Source organism: Exiguobacterium sp. s191 (assembly GCF_018618955.1).
In the GTDB taxonomy this organism is placed as follows: Bacteria; Bacillota; Bacilli; order Exiguobacteriales; family Exiguobacteriaceae; genus Exiguobacterium_A; species Exiguobacterium_A abrahamii.
On record NZ_JACSNC010000006.1, the window covers coordinates 35,744 to 54,487 of the forward strand.

Here is an 18,744-nt window from a genome sequence, read left to right on the forward strand (position 1 = left end):
TCGCAATGCGAGCTTCTTTTGTTTCTACGGAAGAAGAAAATTACTTAACTTCTACAGTAGCGCCAGCTTCTTCAAGCTTAGCTTTCATTGCTTCAGCGTCTTCTTTCGAAACGCCTTCTTTAACTGGTGCTGGAGTTCCGTCTACGAGAGCTTTCGCTTCTTTAAGACCGAGACCAGTCAATTCGCGAACTGCTTTGATGACGTTGATTTTACCAGATCCAGCGTTAGTAAGGATAACGTCGAATTCAGTTTGCTCTTCAGCTGCTGCGCCTGCGCCAGCACCTGCAACTGCTACTGGAGCTGCTGCTGATACGCCGAATTCTTCTTCGATTGTTTTTACGAGTTCGTTAAGTTCAAGAACAGTCATGCCCTTGAGGTCTTCGATAAATTGCTCTTTGTTGAAAGCCATTATGGTTTTCCTCCTTTGATTTAGCCCACGTTGGGGTGTGAAAATTGTGTTGGTTGCCTATCCCGCTAAGCAGAAATTAAGCAGATTGTTCTTCTTTTTGCTCTGCGATTGCGTTCGTTGCCACCGCGAGTCCACGGATTGGCGCTTGAAGCACGCTGAGGAGCATCGAAAGGAGACCTTCGCGTGATGGAAGTTCCGCAAGGGCTTTGACATCTTCTACTGAAGTGACTTTGCCTTCGATGATACCACCTTTAAGTTCGAGAGCCTTGTGCGTTTTAGCGAAGTCGTTCAAGATCTTAGCTGGCGCGATAACGTCTTCATTGCTGAAGGCGATCGCACTAGGACCTGTGAAGACTTCATCAAGACCTTCGAGGTTGCTTTGAACTGCCGCGCGGCGGAGGAGACCGTTTTTGTAAACTTTGAATTCAACGCCCGCTTCGCGGAGTTGTTTACGAAGTTCAGTGACTTCTTCTACTGTGAGACCACGGTAGTCGACGACAACTGTTCCTGCGCTCGCTTGGAGTTTCTCAGCGATCTCAGATACGAGATCCGCTTTGACAGCGATAACTTTTTCGTTTGCCATTTCTGTTGCACCTCCTGGTAGATGAAATGTACCGGTGCGAGGGGCTGCTCGATTTCAAATAAAAAGCCTCCGTCTGCAGAGCAGAGGAGGCGTAATCGTCAAAAAGGATACCTGAACAAACAGGCTCTCTGAGCAAGAACACCTCGGAAGGATTTATGCCCATGTGAGCACCTTCTGTCTACGGTATGTCGAAATATATCAACGTTTTATACTGTAACAGCGTTCTTAGAACGTTGTCAAGTTCGTTTTAGACGAAATTATTTCGCGAAGTCAGCTGAAGATACTTTTACACCAGGACCCATTGTAGAAGCGATCGCGATGTTCTTAAGGTATACACCTTTAGCAGTAGCAGGCTTAACTTTTACGAGAGTTTCGATAACTGTGTTGATGTTATCAACGAGTTTCTCGTTATCGAATGATTTTTTACCGACAGGAACGTGGATGTTACCTGATTTGTCGACACGGTACTCAACTTTACCAGCTTTGATATCGTTGATTGCTTTTGTGACGTCAAATGTAACTGTACCTGTTTTTGGGTTTGGCATGAGGCCTTTTGGTCCGAGAACGCGACCAAGTTTACCAACTTCACCCATCATGTCTGGTGTCGCGACGATAACGTCGAAGTCGAACCATCCTTGTTGGATTTTGTTGATGTACTCAGCATCACCAGCGTAATCTGCTCCAGCAGCTTCCGCTTCTTTTAATTTCTCACCTTTCGCGAAGACGAGAACTTTTTGTGTTTTACCAGTACCGTGTGGCAATACGACTGCTCCACGGATTTGTTGGTCTGCTTTCTTCGGATCTACTCCGAGACGAACAGCCAATTCGATAGTCTCATCGAATTTCGCAGTTGCAGATTTTTTAGTCAAATCTACAGCTTCTGCGAGTTCGTATGAAACCGTACGATCGATAAGCTTAGCAGCTTCTTTGTACTTCTTACCCATTTTAGGTTCCTCCTTTGTGGTTGTGCGGAAAATCCTCCCACATAATGAAAGGGTAGCAGGCTTCAAGAAACTATCCGCCTGCGACCCTCATCGTTGTTCATGGTAATCAAAAAGACATTAGTCTTCGATTACGATACCCATAGAACGTGCAGTACCTTCAACCATCAACATTGCTGTTTCAACAGATGATGCGTTAAGGTCTGGCATTTTTGTTTCAGCGATTTCACGAACTTTGTCACGTTTGACAGTCGCTACTTTCTTACGGTTCGGTTCACCTGAACCACTCTCAATTCCAGCTGCTTTCTTCAAGAGAACTGCTGCTGGAGGAGTTTTAGTGATGAATGTGAATGAACGATCTTCAAAAACCGTGATGACTACAGGGATAATCAAGCCGGCTTGGTCTTGTGTACGAGCGTTGAACTCTTTACAGAAGCCCATGATGTTCACACCTGCTTGACCGAGTGCCGGTCCAACTGGTGGAGCTGGGTTTGCTTTGCCCGCAGGAATTTGAAGTTTTACGAGTTTCATAACCTTCTTCGCCACGAGACACACCTCCTTAATTCTTTAATGTGGTTTAATTGGACGTTGCGCGTCCTCCCACTCATTCTATTCGACGAGTTATTTATCGAAATAAGCACAACATCAAACACGAAAAATTGTATCATTAAAACAAAACATTCGCAATAGGAAACTTAATCGATTTTATCGACCTGTGCGAAATCAAGCTCGACCTTCGTTTCGCGACCGAACATATCAACAGAGACTTTCATTTTCTCAGCATCTGTATCAAGCTCCTCGATCGTACCTTCGAGATTTTCGAAAGCTCCTTCTTTGATTCGGACGATTTGTCCGAGTGAGAAGTCGTAACGGCTCTTCAGATCGACGAGACCCATTGATCCAAGGATGTTTTCTGCTTCTTCCGGAAGGAGCGGTGTCGGTTTTGAACCGCCGCCGACTGATCCGAGGAAGCCCGTGACGTTCGGAGTATTCCGGACGACATACCAAGAATCATCCGTCATGACCATCTCGACGAGGACATACCCCGGGAAGATCTTGACTTCACGTTCCTTGATTTTCGTTTCTCCCTTTTTGTTCGTTACTTCTTCTTGTACCGTTTCAATCGGAACGAGTACACGGAAGATTTTTTCGTCCATGTTCATGGATTCAATCCGACGTTCAAGGTTCGCCTTGACGTTGTTTTCGAATCCGGAATACGTTTGGACGACAAACCATTGTTTCTCCATGGTAGGCCACCTCTTCTTTTTACTTAATCAACCAGCTCATCAATGCGCTAAGCCCTGAATCGACGCCGAAGATGAAGACACCCATGAAGATCACCATACCGATGACCGTCAATGTGTATTTCGTCAGCTCTTTCCGTTTTGGCCAGCTCGTCTTTTTCAATTCATTCCATACGTCACGCAAAAATTTCATCGTACTTTCCCTCCAGGATGTAATAAATCGGGACAGATGAAGCCTTATTTCGCTTCTTTATGAATCGTATGCGCGTTACAACGACGGCAGAATTTCTTCAATTCCAAGCGGACAGTGACGTCCTCTTTTTTCATCGTCGTATAGTCGCGGGCACCGCAATTATCACAAGCAAGGCCTACTTTCTTCGCCATCTCAAAGTCCTCCTTCTTTGCCACTCTTCTCTTCTGTTAAGGTACTTTCCTTCCGAAAAAGAGCGTAAAAAAAAACGCCTATGAGCGGCGTCTCGCTAGTAAGGCGCTAGTTATACAGTAGCATAGGAAGGGATTACGGTCAATCTACCTCTCTGTTAGACCGTCATCTTTCGTGCTTCAAGATATCGCTCAAGCTTGCGCTTGACACGTTGCAAGGCATTGTCGATCGATTTGACGTGACGATCGAGGTCGTCAGAGATTTCCTGGTACGTCCGTCCGTCGAGATAGAGCGCGAGGACCTTCCGTTCGAGGTCGCTCAGAATCTCATCCATCTTCGATTCGATGTCTGCGTATTCTTCCCGGTTGATGATCAAGATTTGTGGATCAGAAGGTGCTGTCGACGTGATGATATCAAGTAACGTCCGCTCCGATTCATCGTCATAGATCGGTTTATCGAGCGAGATGTACGAGTTCAACGGGATATGTTTCTGACGTGTCGCCGTCTTGATCGCAGTGATCATCTGTCGCGTGATGCATAATTCGGCAAATCCTTTAAACGAGGCGAGCTTATCCGTTCGGTAATCCCGTACCGCCTTATAGAGACCGATCATTCCTTCTTGAATGATGTCTTCCCGGTCTGCCCCAATCAAAAAGTAAGAACGGGCTTTGGCACGTACGAAATTTCGATACCGCTCGATCAAAAATTCGAGCGCATCGCTGTTATCGAACTCTTTCGCTTGTTCTACAAGCGCTTCATCGGTCATGCACTCAAACTGGTCGAACGAAACCAAACTCATCCTGTATCCCTCCAAGCATCATTGACGAATAGTTCAATTGTTTTTAATTATACAATAATTACCTGTCGCACGACAATGAAAATTGGCATGACCTCTTTTGTTGTATCCAAAATGTATCTTTTCTACAAAAAAATCCACCGCTCTCGAATGAAGGAGAACGGCGGATTGCTCATACGAATGGTTCATATCATGTATCTGAATTCTTTCGTCGACGAATCGCTTCGAGGCGCGCGACGACATCTTCCGGTAAATCAATCTTCGAGCGCGGTTGAGCCGTCGTCTTCGCAGACGTCGTTTGTTGCTTGATGACGGCAACTGCTGCTTTCCACTCACGCCGGAGTTCCTGCGCTGATATACGGAGTGCTCCAAGCGTGAAGATGACCCATTGCTCCGTGTAGTCGTTCGTCGCTACCGTCAGCTTGACCCGGATATCCTGCAGCCAGTCAGCGGCGGTTTTCTCAATCCACTCGTCCGCCGTCTCGTTTTCTCGTGTATAGACGATATCGATTCCGCTTTTTAGCATCCGAGACTCACGCCCTGGTTGCAGATAGGCATCAAAGACGATCGTAACGCTGATCCCTGTGACGGCTTGGTACTCCGCCATCGCATGAATCAACCGTTCCCGTGCTAATTCAAAGTCTTGCTCCCGCAACGTCCGAAATTCTGGCCATGCGCCAATGATATTGTAGCCATCTACGATGAGGCGATCATATTTCATCGCGCATACGGCTTTCTAGTCCGGTAGACTTCATATAATAATAGCGAAGCCGCGACCGATGCGTTGAGCGACGTGACATGTCCTGCCATCGGGAGGTGGACGAGGAAGTCACATTTCTCACGGACGAGCCGGCTCATTCCTTTTCCTTCACTTCCAATGACGATTCCGAGCGGCATCGTACCATCGAGTGTCCGGTAGTCGTCACTTTCACGTGCATCCGTTCCGACGAACCAGATGCCTTGTTTCTTTAGATCCTCCATCGTCCGAGCGAGGTTCGTCACACGAACGACCGGGATATGTTCGATCGCGCCCGTTGATGCCTTGGCGACGACTTGCGTCAACCCGACTGAGCGACGCTTCGGAATGATGATTCCGTGTGCTCCGACAGCATCTGCTGTCCGCAAGATTGATCCGAGGTTATGTGGATCCTCGAGCTCATCAAGCATGATCAAGAGCGGTGTTTCATCCTTTTGACGTGCAAGCTCGAAGATGTCTTCCATCTCGGCGTATTCATACGCAGCAACCGCTGCGACGACACCTTGGTGATTTTCCGTTCCAGCTAAACCGGTTAACCGCGAACGCGGGACGAGCTGGATTTGAATGCCCGCTTCCTGCGCCATCGCATGGATGACGGCGAGCGGTCCTTTTTGTTGTCCTTCCTGCAAGAACAGCTTGTTCATCTCTCGTCCACTCCGCAATGCCTCTAGGACCGGATTACGACCTGACAAGAAATCTTGTCCTTCTTCGAGTGGTTCGATCACGACGGGCTGTTCCTTGACTGGAGCGGCTTTTCGTTTCTCTTGTACTGGGCGCTGTGCCTTCGTTTTCGGCTTCGCACCGGTAGCCTTAGGATTCGTCTGTTTTTTCGGCTTCGAGTAGTTCGAACGCTTGTCCGATGAGTTCTTCAAGGCGATCCCCTCCTTCTGAAAGATAAATATAACCGAGCAATGCTTCAAATGCTGTCGCGTAGCGATACGTGTGGACGTCCGTGCTCTTCGGAACAGAACCGGATTTCGCGTTCTTTCCGCGCCGAACGACCGCTGCTTCTTCTTCCGTCAGCGCATCCGTGTTCAACCAGTGCGTCACGACCGTCGCTTGTGCTTGAGCCCGAACGTACCGGACAGCTGCTTTATGCAACTCGCCCGGCTTCACATAACCTTGTTCGAGCAATCGCTCCCGCACACGAATCTCATAGACGACATCGCCCATGTACGCTAACGCGAGTGCATTCAGTTGTTTGTAATTCTTCATCCGCGCTTCCACCGCATCCCTTGCGCTGTGTCTTCCAGCAAGATCCCTTGATCACGTAGCTGATCGCGGATTGCGTCCGCTCGTGCGAAGTCACGATTTTGACGGGCTGTGTTCCGCTCTTCGATCAACTGTTCGACTTCTTCATCGAGTAAGCCTTTGTCGACTGTCAACGTGACACCGAGGACATCTGATAATTCCGAGAAGAGTGCGAGGAACTGTTCGAGCACCAGTTTCGACACATGTGCTTCTCCAAGGTACAAGTTGGCTTCTTTCGAGAGATCGAATAAATCCGTCACAGCGTTCGCTGTATTGAAATCATCATCCATCGATGTGATGAAATGTTCCTTGATCGCCGCTAGACGATTCAACCACTTCTCGTCACCTGTTCCGAGATCGGCCGTCATTTCAAGGCGGTGTTCGATGTTTGCGACCGATTCCCGAATCCGTGCGAGACCATTCGCTGCTTGATCGATCAGTTCACGACTGTAGTTGATCGGGTGACGATACTGAACCGATAACATGAAGAAACGTAACACCATCGGATCAACCGCTTGGATCGCTTCATGGACCGTCAAGAAGTTACCGAGCGACTTCGACATCTTCTCGTTTTCGATGTTCAAGAACCCGTTATGCATCCAGTAGTTCGCGAATTTCTGTGAGTTGCATGCTTCCGACTGGGCGATCTCATTCTCATGGTGCGGGAACTTCAAGTCTTGTCCGCCAGCATGGATATCGATCGTCTCCCCGAGATATTTCTTCGCCATCGCCGAGCACTCGATGTGCCAGCCTGGTCGTCCTTCGCCCCATGGACTCGTCCATGCCGGCTCCCCTGGTTTTGCTGCTTTCCAGAGCACGAAATCAAGTGGATCTTCTTTTTTCTCTCCAACTTCAATTCGTGCGCCTGCGCGCAATTCATCAATCGACTGTTGGCTCAATTGTCCATAATCATCGAAGCTACGCGTCCGGAAGTAGACATCTCCGCTCGATGCGTAGGCATTACCTTTTTCGACGAGGACTTCGATGAAGGCGATGATATCGTCCATCGTTTCCGTGACGAGCGGATGGATGTCCGCTTTTTGGACATTCAAGGCGCCCGTGTCCGCGTGATACGCCTCGATGAAACGTTTCGTCAACGCATGATAGTCTTCTCCGAGTTCGTTCGCTGTCCGGATGATCTTATCGTCGACGTCCGTGAAGTTCGAGACATATTTGACTTCATATCCGCGGTATGTGAAGTAGCGGCGGACCGTATCGAAGACGATGGCTGGACGTGCGTTCCCGATATGAATGTAGTTGTAAACAGTCGGGCCACAGACATACATCTTGACCTTTCCTTCTTCTAATGGTTTAAATGGTTCCTTTTTTCCGGTCATGCTGTTGTACAGTTGAATCATGACGTCGCCCTCCTTTAATCCGTTCAATTTCTTGTTTTAATACTTCTAGTTCCATTTCAATCCGCTCTTGGCATTCGCTGACCGGATCCGGGAAACGATGATCAAGTGGTGCTTCGACCTTCATGCCGTCTTGAATGACGACACGTCCCGGAATGCCGACGACGGTCGCATTGGGAGGAACGTGTTTTAAGACGACAGAACTGGCACCGATTTTTGAGTATGCCCCAATCGTGATATCACCAAGGACACGGGCACCGGCAGAGACAAGTACGCCGTCTTCAATCGTCGGATGACGCTTTCCTGTTTCTTTCCCCGTTCCGCCGAGTGTCACGCCTTGAAACAACGTGACGTCATCACCAATGATCGTCGTCTCACCAATGACGACACCCATCCCGTGGTCAATAAAGAACCGGCGTCCGATCGTCGCTCCTGGATGAATCTCGATGCCTGTCAAAAAGCGACTGAACTGCGAAATTAATCGACCGAGTAAGCGGAACTTTGCGTTCCAGAGTCGATGGGCCAGACGATGCATCCAAATCGCATGTAAGCCCGGGTATGTCAAAATGACTTCTAACGTGCTGCGGGCAGCTGGATCTTGCTCAAACACATTGCGGATATCTTCTCGTATCCGTGTCATATACGTTCTCCTCTCCATAAGAAAAAGCGCCTCTATGCATTGCTGCACAGAGACGCTAACGAAGCGCGGTCCCACTCTGTTTGGACGATTGACTCGTCCCTCTCGACGTCCGTTAACGCCGGAGATACGTCTGCGCCTACTCTCACGGATTTCGGGCAGCACTCAGAGGGGCATTTCATGATTCGCTTCTTCAAGCCCTCGCACCATTCGAGCTTGTCTCTGGAGAAGAAGACGCATCGTTACTTTCCTCGTCTACGCTTTCGTTATTCTGCTTCAAGCCGTGCAAGCACACGGTCTTTTCCTAGTAATTGAATCGTGTTCGGGAGTTCTGGACCATGCGTCTGTCCTGTCGTCGCGACACGAATTGGCATGAATAAATTCTTTCCTTTTTGACCAGTCGCTTTTTGCGTCGCTTTGATCGATGCTTTAATTGCTTCTGGTGTCCACTCTTCGAGAGCACGTAACTGGTTCGCGAATTCTGCAAGTACAGTCGGAACCGTCTCGCCACTCAAGACAGTGTTTGCCTCTTCATCATACACCACTTCGTCCTCAAAGAACATCTCTGAAAGCTTGACGATTTCCGCGCCATGCGTCATCTGTTCGCGGTATAACGCGACAAGATCACGTGCCCAAGCGAGCTCTTCTTCTGAAGGTGACGCTTCGACGCGACCTGCTTCTTGTAGGAACGGAAGACTTGCTTCGAATACTTCTTCGAACGATTGATGTTTCATGTACTGGCTATTGATCCAAGCCAATTTGTTTTGGTCAAAGACAGCTGGACTCTTCGAGAGACGATCCGCGTCAAAGATTTCGATGAACTCTTCTTTCGTGAAGATCTCTTGTTCGCCGACTGGTGACCAACCGAGAAGCGTGATGAAGTTGAGCAATGCTTCCGGGAGATAACCGAGCTCTTTATACTGCTCGATATACTGAATGATCGAGTGATCACGTTTCGAGAGTTTCTTGTGTGATTCGTTGACGATCAATGTCATGTGACCGAACGTCGGGTATTCCCAACCGAACGCATCATAGATCATCATCTGTTTCGGTGTGTTCGAAATATGATCATCCCCACGAAGAACATGGCTGATCGCCATCAAGTGATCGTCGATGACGACGGCAAAGTTATACGTCGGAATGCCGTCTTTTTTGACGATGACCCAGTCACCGAAATCTTTTGATTCGAATGAGACATCGTCTTTAACGATATCATTCCATGTATACGTGACATCTTCCGGTACACGGATCCGAATGGACGGCGTGCGACCTTCTGCGCGGAACGCTTCTTCTTGTTCTGCTGTCAGGTTACGGTGTGCTCCTGAATAACGCGGTGCTTCTCCACGTGCGATTTGTGCTTCGCGTTCTGCTTCGAGCTCTTCCGATGTCATGTAGCAACGGTAAGCAAGTCCTTTTTCAAGTAACTCATCCGTGTACTTTTGATAGATATCGAGACGCTCCATTTGTGAATAAGGACCGTACTCGCCACCGCGACCTGGACCTTCGTCCCAATCGACACCGAGCCACTCGAGGTTCTTCATTTGACTCTCGACACCACCTGCGATGTTCCGCTTTTGGTCCGTATCCTCGATTCGTAATACCATCTTACCGCCTAAGTGGCGCGCAAAGAGATAGTTAAATAATGCAGTCCGGGCATTCCCGATATGCAAGTGTCCTGTTGGACTTGGGGCATAACGTACTCGTACTTCTGCCATTGCCAATCACTCCTTCGACTAAAATTCGCTTATCTAGTATACCTTATTCTTCGATTCGTTTCAGTAGAATCACTGCTTGACAAGCGATTCCCTCTTCTCGTCCCGTAAAACCTAACCATTCCGTCGTCGTTGCCTTGACATTGATCTGTTCAATGTCCGCTTCGAGTAATTCCGCGATTCGCGCACGCATCGTGTCGATGTACGGACGAAGCTTTGGTGCCTGTGCGATGACTGTCGCATCTAGGTTGCCAAGCTCATACCCTTGTTGTTTAACGAGCGCGTAGACATGTTGCAGCAATTTTGCTGAATCGGCATCCTTGAATTCCGGATCCGTATCCGGAAAATGTTTTCCGATATCCCCTGCTGCGATTGCACCAAGTGCCGCGTCGGCAATCGTATGTAACAAGACGTCTGCATCCGAGTGACCGAGCAATCCTTTCGTGTGCGGAATCTCGATGCCGCCTAAAATCAATTTCCGATCCTCTGCAAAGGCATGTACATCAAAACCTTGTCCAATTCGAATCATCGTCATTTCCCTCGTTTCATTAGAATCGCTTCACCGAACCACAAATCGTCCGGTGTCGTCATCTTGATATTTTCGTAGTGACCGTGAACGATCGTTACTTTTCCTCCGTCCCATTCTATCAAACTTGCATCATCGGTTCCTAGGTATTTCGTTGCCGCTTTTTCGTGAACCGTGCGAATCGTCGCAAGATCAAACGCTTGTGGTGTCTGCGCTGCCATCAGGTGTTCCCGCGGGACGGTCTCGCTGATATGGTTCGCTTCAACCCGTTTGACCGTGTCTTTAATCGGCACGGCAAGAATCGCTGCTTGATCCAAAGCTGCCGCCTGGACGACTGCATGAATCGCTGCTTGTGAAATAAACGGTCGGGCCCCATCATGGATCAGAACGATTCCTTCGCCTTTTAACGCTTCAAGACCACGGAGCACACTTTCCTGACGTTCGGTACCACCCGCGACAAGTCTAATCGATGTCTTATAAGACGCGATAAGACTTGTAAACCATTCCTGTTCTAGTGGATTGATCGCAAGGATGATTTCCGTACATGCCGGATCTGCCTCGAAGACATCCAGTGTCCAAGCGATGATTGGACGTTCTCTTAGTTCAAGCATTAATTTATTACGATCTGCGCCCATCCGCTTACCGGCACCGGCAGCGGGGATGACGACGCGATATGTGGCTGTAGACATCCCATTCCCTCTTTTCTCTCTCACTGATCATCGTGATCCATTCCATCACACCGAAAACGGACTCGATCATGAAATCGAATCCGTTGCGGGGTCTATCCGAATGCCTCTCGATGTCTCTCTAGGCATAGTGTCTCATTTTTCTTGTGGTTTCGCAAAAATCATTCGTCCAGCTGACGTCTGCAAGACACTCGTGACGACAACGCCAATTGTTTTAGAAATGAGGTGTTTGCCTCCTTCAACAACGACCATCGTCCCATCTTCGAGATAGGCGATACCCTGTTTTTGTTCTTTTCCTTCCTTGATGACAAGGACGGTCATCTCTTCTCCTGGAATGACGACTTGTTTGACGGCATTCGCCAGATCATTGATGTTGAGGACAGGAACATGTCGGACTTCACAGACTTTGTTCAAGTTATAGTCGTTCGTGACGACGATCCCTTTGACGAGTTCCGCGAGTTTGATCAGCTTAATATCGACTTCCGGTACATCCTCGAAATCGCCATCATAAATTTCGACTTCGACTCCAGGAATCTCTTGTAACTCTTTTAAGACATCGAGTCCACGACGTCCACGGTTTCGTTTCAACGTATCCGAAGAATCGGCGATGTATTGCAACTCACCGATGACGAATTGCGGGACGATCAGTTTTCCTTCGACGAAGCCGGTTTTTGTGATATCCGTAATTCGTCCGTCGATGATGACGCTCGTATCAAGTACCTTGCTGTTTGATTTAACTGGGACGACGACTTCTGGCGTCGCCTTTTTCTCACTTTGGTTGCTACGTAAGAAGATTTTCGTCAATTCATGACGTTTACGATATCCGACCGTAAAGCCAAGATATCCGAATAACGCGGTCACGAAGATTGTTAAGACGTTACTGAGGACAGGAATACCTACTAAATCAATCAATGTACTGACGAGAAAGGCCAGTACCAACCCAATCAACAAACCAAATGTTCCAAAAAAGAGATCTGCTACTGGGGCTTTGACGAGTCGTTCTTCTAAAAATCGGAGAAGTCGAATTACCGAATCCGTAATGAATAATCCAATTAATAAGAATATGAGTGCACCAATCGTTCCAGTTACGTATTCGCTCATCAACCATGCAGGGAATGTCGTATTCGTTGCCGTTTCAATTAATTGGAAGAACTGAGGAAGCAACAAAATCCCGAGGGCAAGTCCGAGTAATGCAAAAAATACCCGAATGACGATTTTCAATCTTCTCACCTCCTTTGCTTATTTTAAGTTCATTGTAACATGTACTGATTTGAACTACCTACGCCGGAAGGAGGGGAAACTGTTTACATATCCATTACAGTTCCCCCATTTTTTGCGTCATTCCAGCTTAAAACGGAATCGTTTCACGTAATGCTTCGTCCACACTCTCGACACCGACGACCGTAATTCCGTCCGGATACGTCCAACCACCCAAGTTGTTTTTCGGAATGATCGCCCGCGTGAAACCGAGTTTGGCTGCTTCTGCTACACGTTGTTCAATCCGCGATACACGGCGAACCTCACCTGTCAATCCGACTTCACCAATCACGACATCCGTCGGACGCGTCGGCTTGTCACGGAAACTAGAAGCAATCGCGACACAAACCGCCAAGTCAATCGCCGGTTCATCCAGCTTCACACCACCGGCTGCCTTGAGGTACGCATCTTGTGTCTGAAGGAGAAGACCCGACCGTTTCTCAAGCACAGCCATCAATAAGGCTACCTTGTTTTGATCGATTCCGGTCGCCATCCGTCTTGGATTTCCGAATGACGTCGGTGAAATCAGTGCTTGCAGTTCGACAAGAACGGTCCGTGTCCCCTCCATGGAAGCGACAATCGTCGAACCGGATACACCGGACGTCCGCTCCTCGAGGAAAATTTCTGATGGATTCAAGACCTCTTCAAGACCAGACTCCCGCATCTCAAAAATTCCGATCTCATTCGTTGAACCAAATCGGTTTTTGACGGCACGCAGAATCCGGAACGTATGATGACGTTCGCCTTCGAAATACAAGACGGCATCCACCATGTGCTCCAGTAAACGTGGTCCAGCAATCGAACCCTGTTTCGTGACGTGACCGACGATGAAGATCGCAATCCCGCGACTCTTCGCAATTTTCATCAGCATCGCCGTACATTCACGTACCTGTGTCACACTCCCGGGTGCAGACTGGATTTCATCAATGTAGACGGTTTGAATCGAGTCGATGATTAAAAAACGTGGCTGTTCTTCATCGACGACACGTTCAATCATGTTCATATCCGTCTCACTAAGGACGAACAAATCCTGTGTCGGTAAGCCAAGCCGTTCCGCGCGCAATTTAGTTTGTTTGAGCGATTCTTCTCCTGAGATGTAGAGCACTTTTTCGCCGCGCTGGGCAAGACGTGCGCTCGTCTGCAGTAAGATCGTCGACTTCCCGATCCCCGGATCTCCTCCAACAAGCACCATCGAACCTGGAACGATACCGCCTCCGAGAACACGGTCGAATTCACCACTTCCGGTAAAGACGCGACTCTCTTCTTGCGAGACGATGTTCGCGAGGCGCTCTGGCTTCAATTGTTTTGTTGTCGTATGAACGAAAGCTGCACCGCGCCGCCCTTTTTTCTCTTCGACGACTTCTTCGACCATCGTGTTCCATTCTCCGCACCCGGAACAACGTCCCATCCATTTCGGTGATTCGGTTCCACAGCTTTGACAAACGAATTTTGTTTTTAACTTAGCCAATCGATTCATCCTTTCTGTTTCAAAAAAAGAACCAGCTTCGCTCAGAAAGTGCGAAAGCTGGCCCTGTGCTCAGTGCTTATTCCGTTGCGGCAGAACTCACGTGATTCCGGCGAACGATGAATTCGTTCTCTTCGACATCAAGCGCAACACGTTCTCCTTTTTGGATATCGCCTGCGAGCAATGCTTCTGACAACCGGTCTTCCGCTTCCCGTTGAAGGGCACGACGGATTGGACGTGCGCCGTACTCTGGATCGTATCCGATATCGGCAATCTTCGAGAGGGCAGCTGGTGTCAATTCGAAATGAATTTCCTGTTCAGCCAAACGTTTTTCAAGGGTTTTCGCCATCAACTTCACGATCTCTTCGATGTGTTGTTTCTCGAGTGAGTGGAAGACGATCGTTTCATCAATCCGGTTCAAGAACTCTGGACGGAACGCCCGTTTGAGTTCTTCCATGACTTTATCTTTCATGTCTTTGTATTCGCGATCCGTATCTTCAGAAACAGCGAATCCGACATATTTATTACGTTTAAGGGCACTTGCACCGACGTTCGATGTCATGACGATGATCGTGTTACGGAAATCAACCGTCCGACCTTTCGAGTCTGTTAAGCGTCCATCATCAAGTACTTGCAAGAGAATGTTGAAGACTTCCGGGTGCGCCTTCTCGATTTCATCAAGTAAGATGACCGAGTATGGTTTCCGACGAACTTTTTCCGTCAATTGACCGCCTTCTTCGTAACCGACATATCCTGGAGGTGAACCGACGAGACGGCTCGTTGCATGTTTCTCCATGTACTCTGACATGTCGATCCGGATGATCGCATCCTCATCTCCGAACATCGCTTCGGCAACCGCACGGGCGAGTTCTGTTTTACCAACCCCAGTAGGACCGAGGAAGATGAACGAACCAATCGGACGTTTTGGATCTTTGAGTCCAGCACGTGCGCGACGGATGGCTTTTGAAATTGATTTAACGGCTTCATTTTGCCCGATGACACGATCGTGAAGGATTTCTTCGAGGCGAAGGAGACGATCCGTCTCTTCTTCCGCGATCTTCGTGACCGGTACACCTGTCCAGTTGGCAACAACTTGGGCGATGTCATCTTTTGTGACTTCAAGTTTTTCGTTGCCTTGTTTATTCTGCCATTCCTCTTTCAAACGCTCAAGCTCATCGCGTAATTTTTGTTCCGTATCGCGGAGGCTTGCTGCTTTTTCGAACTCTTGGCTTTGGACCGCTTCGTCCTTGTCCTTGCGGATGCCTTCGAGTTTCGCTTCGACTTCTTTTAAGTTCGGTGGTGCTGTGTATGAACGCAACCGAACTTTCGATGCTGCTTCATCAATCAAATCGATCGCTTTATCCGGAAGGAAACGATCCGAAATGTATCGATCTGACAATGTGACGGCTTCTTGAATCGCTTCGTCTGTGATCGTCACACGGTGGTGTGCTTCATAACGATCGCGAAGACCAAATAGGATTTGTGTTGCTTCATCCGTTGTTGGCTCTGCGACTTGGATCGGTTGGAAACGACGTTCGAGTGCCGCATCTTTCTCGATGTATTTCCGGTACTCATCAAGAGTCGTTGCTCCGATACACTGGAGTTCGCCTCGTGCGAGCGATGGTTTAAGGATGTTCGATGCATCGATCGCACCTTCTGCTCCACCCGCTCCGATCAATGTATGCAACTCATCAATGAAGAGAATGATGTTCCCCGCTTGACGAATCTCATCCATGACCTTTTTCAAACGATCTTCGAATTCACCACGGTATTTCGTACCCGCGACAAGTGTCCCCATGTCGAGTACCATAACACGTTTATTGCGTAACGTCTCCGGTACTTCATTGTTAATGATTTGTTGAGCGAGACCTTCGACGACAGCCGTTTTACCGACCCCTGGTTCCCCGATCAAGACCGGGTTATTCTTCGTCCGGCGGCTCAAGACTTCGATGACGCGTTGAATTTCTTTCGCACGACCGATAACTGGATCAAGACGTGTTTCGCGCGCTTGTTGTGTCAAATCACGAGCAAGACCATCAAGTGTTGGTGTTGCGACACCTGAACCTGCTTGCGACGCGTTTGCTGTTGTTTCGCTGTTCCCGAGCAACTGGAGTACTTGCTGACGGGCTTTAGAAAGACTGATACCCAAGTTATTCAAGACACGAGCAGCAACGCCCTCTCCTTCTCGAATCAATCCGAGCAAGAGGTGTTCTGTTCCAACGTAAGAGTGACCTAGTTTACGTGCCTCATCCATTGATAACTCGATGACTTTTTTTGCACGTGGTGTATAGTGAATCGTCGTTGCACCATCTTGTCCGCGACCGATTAATGCTTCGACTTCCATCTGAATTTTATCTGAACTGAGACCGAGTGCTGTTAAGGCTTTCGCAGCGATTCCGTCTCCTTCACGTACAAGTCCGAGTAAAATGTGTTCTGTTCCGATATTGTGGTGCCCCAACCGTACTGCCTCTTCTTGAGCAAGTGCCAATACACGTTGTGCACGTTCTGTGAATCGTCCAAACATCATTATGCAAAACCTCCTTGTGTGTGATCCCTGTTTGTCTGTTCGGTTAACATCGTCCGGATTCGTTTCGCCCGTTCGATGTCCCGTTCTCTAGATGTTAATTGTTTCCCGAAATGCTTTTGTAGAAAACCTGTTTGTAATGAAACGAGCAGTTGATGAAAAAGGTTTGGAGGAAGATTGACCTCTAGTCCCAGACTGTCTGCTAAGCGAACATCCGATAGTCGTTCCGTTGCTTCCCGCGCTGTAATCAGTCGAGCTGATGTCAGGATACCGTAGGAACGATATAGTCTGTCCTCTAGTTCTTCTTGATACATCTCCAATAATCCTTTTCGTGCTGCCTGTTCTGCTTCAATTAATGCTTCGACGGCAAATTGATAGTCCGTGATCAGCATATCCTCACTTGCCCCAAGCGTCCGTTGGTTCGAAAGTTGGAACATGCGACCAGAGGCATCGCTTCCCTCGCCGTAACGCCCACGAATCGCGAATCCGAGCTGTCGTAAGTGTTTAATATAGCCTTGAATCTGATTCGTCAGGACCAGTCCCGGTAAGTGCAACATCACGGAAGCACGAAGACCTGTTCCGACGTTACTCGGACACGTCGTTAAATAACCAAGCGTATCATCAAAAGCAATTTTAAATCGTTCACTGATCAAGCGATCGACTTGTTTTGCGATCCGAAACGCTTCTTCAAGTTGAAGTCCGGGTAGTAACGTCTGAATTCGGAAATGATCCTCTTCGTTTACCATGACACTGATCTGTTCATCCTCACTAATGAAGAGTCCTGTTCGCGGATGACTGGCTAACGCTGGACTGATCAGATGCTTTTCTACTAAAGCGGTTCGCGTCAGAACATCTGCTTGATCGACGCGACCAAACCGGAACCCTTTCATCCCGTTTAGTTGGCGTTCTGTCTCTTCAATGAGCGCATTCGCTTGTGCTTCTGACAACATCGTTGAGAACGGATAACGTGTCGTATTACGCGCCAACCGGATCCGTGTCGAAACGACGATGTCGTCAAAGGGAGAAGATTGATTCATCGATTCGCTTAAAGGGTGTTGGAGCAACTCTTCAAACATGACGCAAATCCTCCTCGACACTCTCAATCTGTTGTTTTATGATTTCTGCTTCTTCATAATCTTCTGCTAAGATTTTGCGGTTAAGTTGTTCTTTCAGTCGACTGAGCTGCTGGTTCAATCGTTTTTCAACGGATTCCTCATCAGGCCGTGAGCCATAATGTTGCGTATGACCGTGTTGGAATTGACGAACCATGCCGTCGACTTCGTCTTTAAAAAATGAATAACAAGTCGGGCAACCGACTTTACGAAGATGAAGCAATTGTTGACGGGTCATACCGCAAGACGGACACGCCGTCCCTTGATATTCACGTGCTAACTCCCGCACACAAACCGAGCATAAGAACTTCTCATCGGTTTCCGATTCTTGTGGAAGTTTGACACGGACGATTGCTTCTCGTTCGCCACATCGTTGACAACGCATCATGCATTCCTCCAATGTCCGACGACTAGAGTCGCTTCATGGTTTGAAGAAGCGTCCGCATCAAGTGGGCACGCATCCGGTGTTGATCTTCGACCGCCATTGGCAAACTCTCTTTTTGCAACAGCGATTGAATCAAAATAGCTTCCCGCCGCGTCAGTAATTGTTCGTTCATCAAACGAATCAAATAATCTTCTGCAGCTTGTTCCGTCAAATGATCACCAATCCATGAACTGACTTCGTCTAATAGATCGTGACTATCGAGCACAACGATTTTTTGAATCCGAATGTATCCACCGCCACCCCGTTTACTTTCAACAAAATAGCCCTTCTCGACCGTAAAACGAGTATTAATGACGTAGTTGATTTGTGATGGAACACAGTCAAAACGTTGTGCAATTTCTTGACGTTTGATTTCAATCGTCTTTTCGTCGTGTAAAATTTGCTTTAAATAGGCTTCGATGATATCTGTGATGTTTTGCATTGGCACCACCTCTCTGACCATCTTTGACTATTGTTTGATTTAATAGTAATCATCTAAAAAAAGAAATGCAACTGATAAGGCTTTTTAGAAAACACAAAAAGACCGAACTGCAAACTGCAGATCGGTCAAGTGCCTGGCAACGTCCTATCCTCACAGGGGGAAGCCCCCAACTACTTTCGGCGTTCAAGTGCTTAACTTCCGTGTTCGGCATGGGAACGGGTGTGACCACTTGGCTATCGTC

22 protein-coding genes, 1 rRNA gene and 2 other annotated features are annotated in these 18,744 nt (G+C 48.2%); all 23 genes read right to left on the reverse strand.

Annotated features, from left to right (window positions below; translation table 11 throughout):
- Positions 1–40 precede the first annotated feature (40 nt).
- Positions 41–409 (reverse strand): 50S ribosomal protein L7/L12, encoded by a 369-nt coding sequence (gene rplL / locus KNQ09_RS16860; protein WP_023466613.1) that lies wholly within the window; start codon positions 407–409, stop codon positions 41–43.
- Between the two features lie 76 nt (positions 410–485).
- The gene (gene rplJ / locus KNQ09_RS16865) at positions 486–992 is read right to left on the reverse strand and encodes a 50S ribosomal protein L10 (RefSeq protein WP_023466611.1); all 507 of its coding nucleotides are present in this window, start codon (positions 990–992) and stop codon (positions 486–488) included.
- A 50-nt stretch (positions 993–1,042) separates the two neighbouring features.
- Positions 1,043–1,194: a sequence feature (ribosomal protein L10 leader region), on the reverse strand.
- Between the two features lie 55 nt (positions 1,195–1,249).
- Positions 1,250–1,936 (reverse strand): 50S ribosomal protein L1, encoded by a 687-nt coding sequence (rplA, locus tag KNQ09_RS16870; RefSeq protein WP_064300983.1) that lies wholly within the window; start codon positions 1,934–1,936, stop codon positions 1,250–1,252.
- A 117-nt stretch (positions 1,937–2,053) separates the two neighbouring features.
- Positions 2,054–2,479 carry a 50S ribosomal protein L11 gene (gene rplK, locus KNQ09_RS16875; protein ID WP_023466609.1) on the reverse strand — a complete coding sequence of 142 codons (426 nt, stop codon included), beginning with the start codon at positions 2,477–2,479 and terminating at the stop codon, positions 2,054–2,056.
- Positions 2,480–2,628: 149 nt separating this feature from the next.
- Positions 2,629–3,180 (reverse strand): transcription termination/antitermination protein NusG, encoded by a 552-nt coding sequence (gene nusG, locus KNQ09_RS16880; protein WP_023466607.1) that lies wholly within the window; start codon positions 3,178–3,180, stop codon positions 2,629–2,631.
- Between the two features lie 19 nt (positions 3,181–3,199).
- Positions 3,200–3,370: a preprotein translocase subunit SecE gene (gene secE / locus KNQ09_RS16885; RefSeq protein WP_023466605.1), complete on the reverse strand. Its 171-nt coding sequence runs from the start codon at positions 3,368–3,370 to the stop codon at positions 3,200–3,202.
- Between the two features lie 44 nt (positions 3,371–3,414).
- Complete coding sequence (gene rpmG, locus KNQ09_RS16890) at positions 3,415–3,561, reverse strand: 50S ribosomal protein L33 (RefSeq protein ID WP_023466603.1); 147 nt, start codon at positions 3,559–3,561, stop codon at positions 3,415–3,417.
- 155 nt (positions 3,562–3,716) lie between these two features.
- Entirely contained in the window at positions 3,717–4,358 is a 642-nt protein-coding gene (gene sigH / locus KNQ09_RS16895) for an RNA polymerase sporulation sigma factor SigH (RefSeq protein ID WP_029343084.1), read from the reverse strand.
- Positions 4,359–4,545: 187 nt separating this feature from the next.
- Positions 4,546–5,076, reverse strand: coding sequence for an NYN domain-containing protein (locus KNQ09_RS16900; RefSeq protein ID WP_050677145.1), 531 nt, complete (start codon positions 5,074–5,076; stop codon positions 4,546–4,548).
- Positions 5,073–5,837, reverse strand: coding sequence for a 23S rRNA (guanosine(2251)-2'-O)-methyltransferase RlmB (rlmB, locus tag KNQ09_RS16905; protein ID WP_035399377.1), 765 nt, complete (start codon positions 5,835–5,837; stop codon positions 5,073–5,075). Before rlmB ends, KNQ09_RS16900 begins: the two co-directional genes overlap by 4 nt.
- 85 nt (positions 5,838–5,922) lie before the next feature.
- A complete protein-coding gene (locus tag KNQ09_RS16910) occupies positions 5,923–6,327 on the reverse strand; it encodes a Mini-ribonuclease 3 (protein ID WP_023466600.1) in 405 nt (134 codons plus the stop codon).
- Complete coding sequence (gene cysS / locus KNQ09_RS16915) at positions 6,324–7,721, reverse strand: cysteine--tRNA ligase (RefSeq protein ID WP_214859117.1); 1,398 nt, start codon at positions 7,719–7,721, stop codon at positions 6,324–6,326. Before cysS ends, KNQ09_RS16910 begins: the two co-directional genes overlap by 4 nt.
- Positions 7,675–8,394, reverse strand: coding sequence for a serine O-acetyltransferase EpsC (gene epsC, locus KNQ09_RS16920; RefSeq protein WP_255343794.1), 720 nt, complete (start codon positions 8,392–8,394; stop codon positions 7,675–7,677). The genes cysS and epsC overlap by 47 nt, the downstream gene beginning before the upstream one ends.
- Before the next feature lie 9 nt (positions 8,395–8,403).
- Positions 8,404–8,622, reverse strand: a binding site (T-box leader).
- Complete coding sequence (gene gltX / locus KNQ09_RS16925; RefSeq protein ID WP_023466595.1) at positions 8,622–10,070, reverse strand: glutamate--tRNA ligase; 1,449 nt, start codon at positions 10,068–10,070, stop codon at positions 8,622–8,624. Its footprint overlaps the feature before it by 1 nt.
- A gap of 43 nt (positions 10,071–10,113) precedes the next feature.
- A complete protein-coding gene (gene ispF / locus KNQ09_RS16930; protein ID WP_029343079.1) occupies positions 10,114–10,596 on the reverse strand; it encodes a 2-C-methyl-D-erythritol 2,4-cyclodiphosphate synthase in 483 nt (160 codons plus the stop codon).
- Positions 10,597–10,598: 2 nt separating this feature from the next.
- Positions 10,599–11,282 carry a 2-C-methyl-D-erythritol 4-phosphate cytidylyltransferase gene (ispD, locus tag KNQ09_RS16935; protein WP_214859118.1) on the reverse strand — a complete coding sequence of 228 codons (684 nt, stop codon included), beginning with the start codon at positions 11,280–11,282 and terminating at the stop codon, positions 10,599–10,601.
- 132 nt (positions 11,283–11,414) lie between these two features.
- Complete coding sequence (locus KNQ09_RS16940) at positions 11,415–12,500, reverse strand: PIN/TRAM domain-containing protein (RefSeq protein ID WP_023466590.1); 1,086 nt, start codon at positions 12,498–12,500, stop codon at positions 11,415–11,417.
- 127 nt (positions 12,501–12,627) lie between these two features.
- On the reverse strand, positions 12,628–14,004 hold the full coding sequence (gene radA / locus KNQ09_RS16945) for a DNA repair protein RadA (protein WP_029343076.1): 1,377 nt from the start codon (positions 14,002–14,004) through the stop codon (positions 12,628–12,630).
- A gap of 76 nt (positions 14,005–14,080) precedes the next feature.
- Complete coding sequence (gene clpC, locus KNQ09_RS16950) at positions 14,081–16,528, reverse strand: ATP-dependent protease ATP-binding subunit ClpC (protein ID WP_023466588.1); 2,448 nt, start codon at positions 16,526–16,528, stop codon at positions 14,081–14,083.
- Positions 16,528–17,601 carry an ATP--guanido phosphotransferase gene (locus KNQ09_RS16955; RefSeq protein WP_023466586.1) on the reverse strand — a complete coding sequence of 358 codons (1,074 nt, stop codon included), beginning with the start codon at positions 17,599–17,601 and terminating at the stop codon, positions 16,528–16,530. Before KNQ09_RS16955 ends, clpC begins: the two co-directional genes overlap by 1 nt.
- Positions 17,594–18,022 (reverse strand): hypothetical protein, encoded by a 429-nt coding sequence (locus KNQ09_RS16960; protein ID WP_029343073.1) that lies wholly within the window; start codon positions 18,020–18,022, stop codon positions 17,594–17,596. Before KNQ09_RS16960 ends, KNQ09_RS16955 begins: the two co-directional genes overlap by 8 nt.
- A gap of 25 nt (positions 18,023–18,047) precedes the next feature.
- Complete coding sequence (locus KNQ09_RS16965; RefSeq protein WP_023466578.1) at positions 18,048–18,503, reverse strand: CtsR family transcriptional regulator; 456 nt, start codon at positions 18,501–18,503, stop codon at positions 18,048–18,050.
- Positions 18,504–18,634: 131 nt separating this feature from the next.
- Positions 18,635–18,744: ribosomal RNA gene (gene rrf, locus KNQ09_RS16970) — 5S ribosomal RNA — on the reverse strand; the annotation flags it as partial.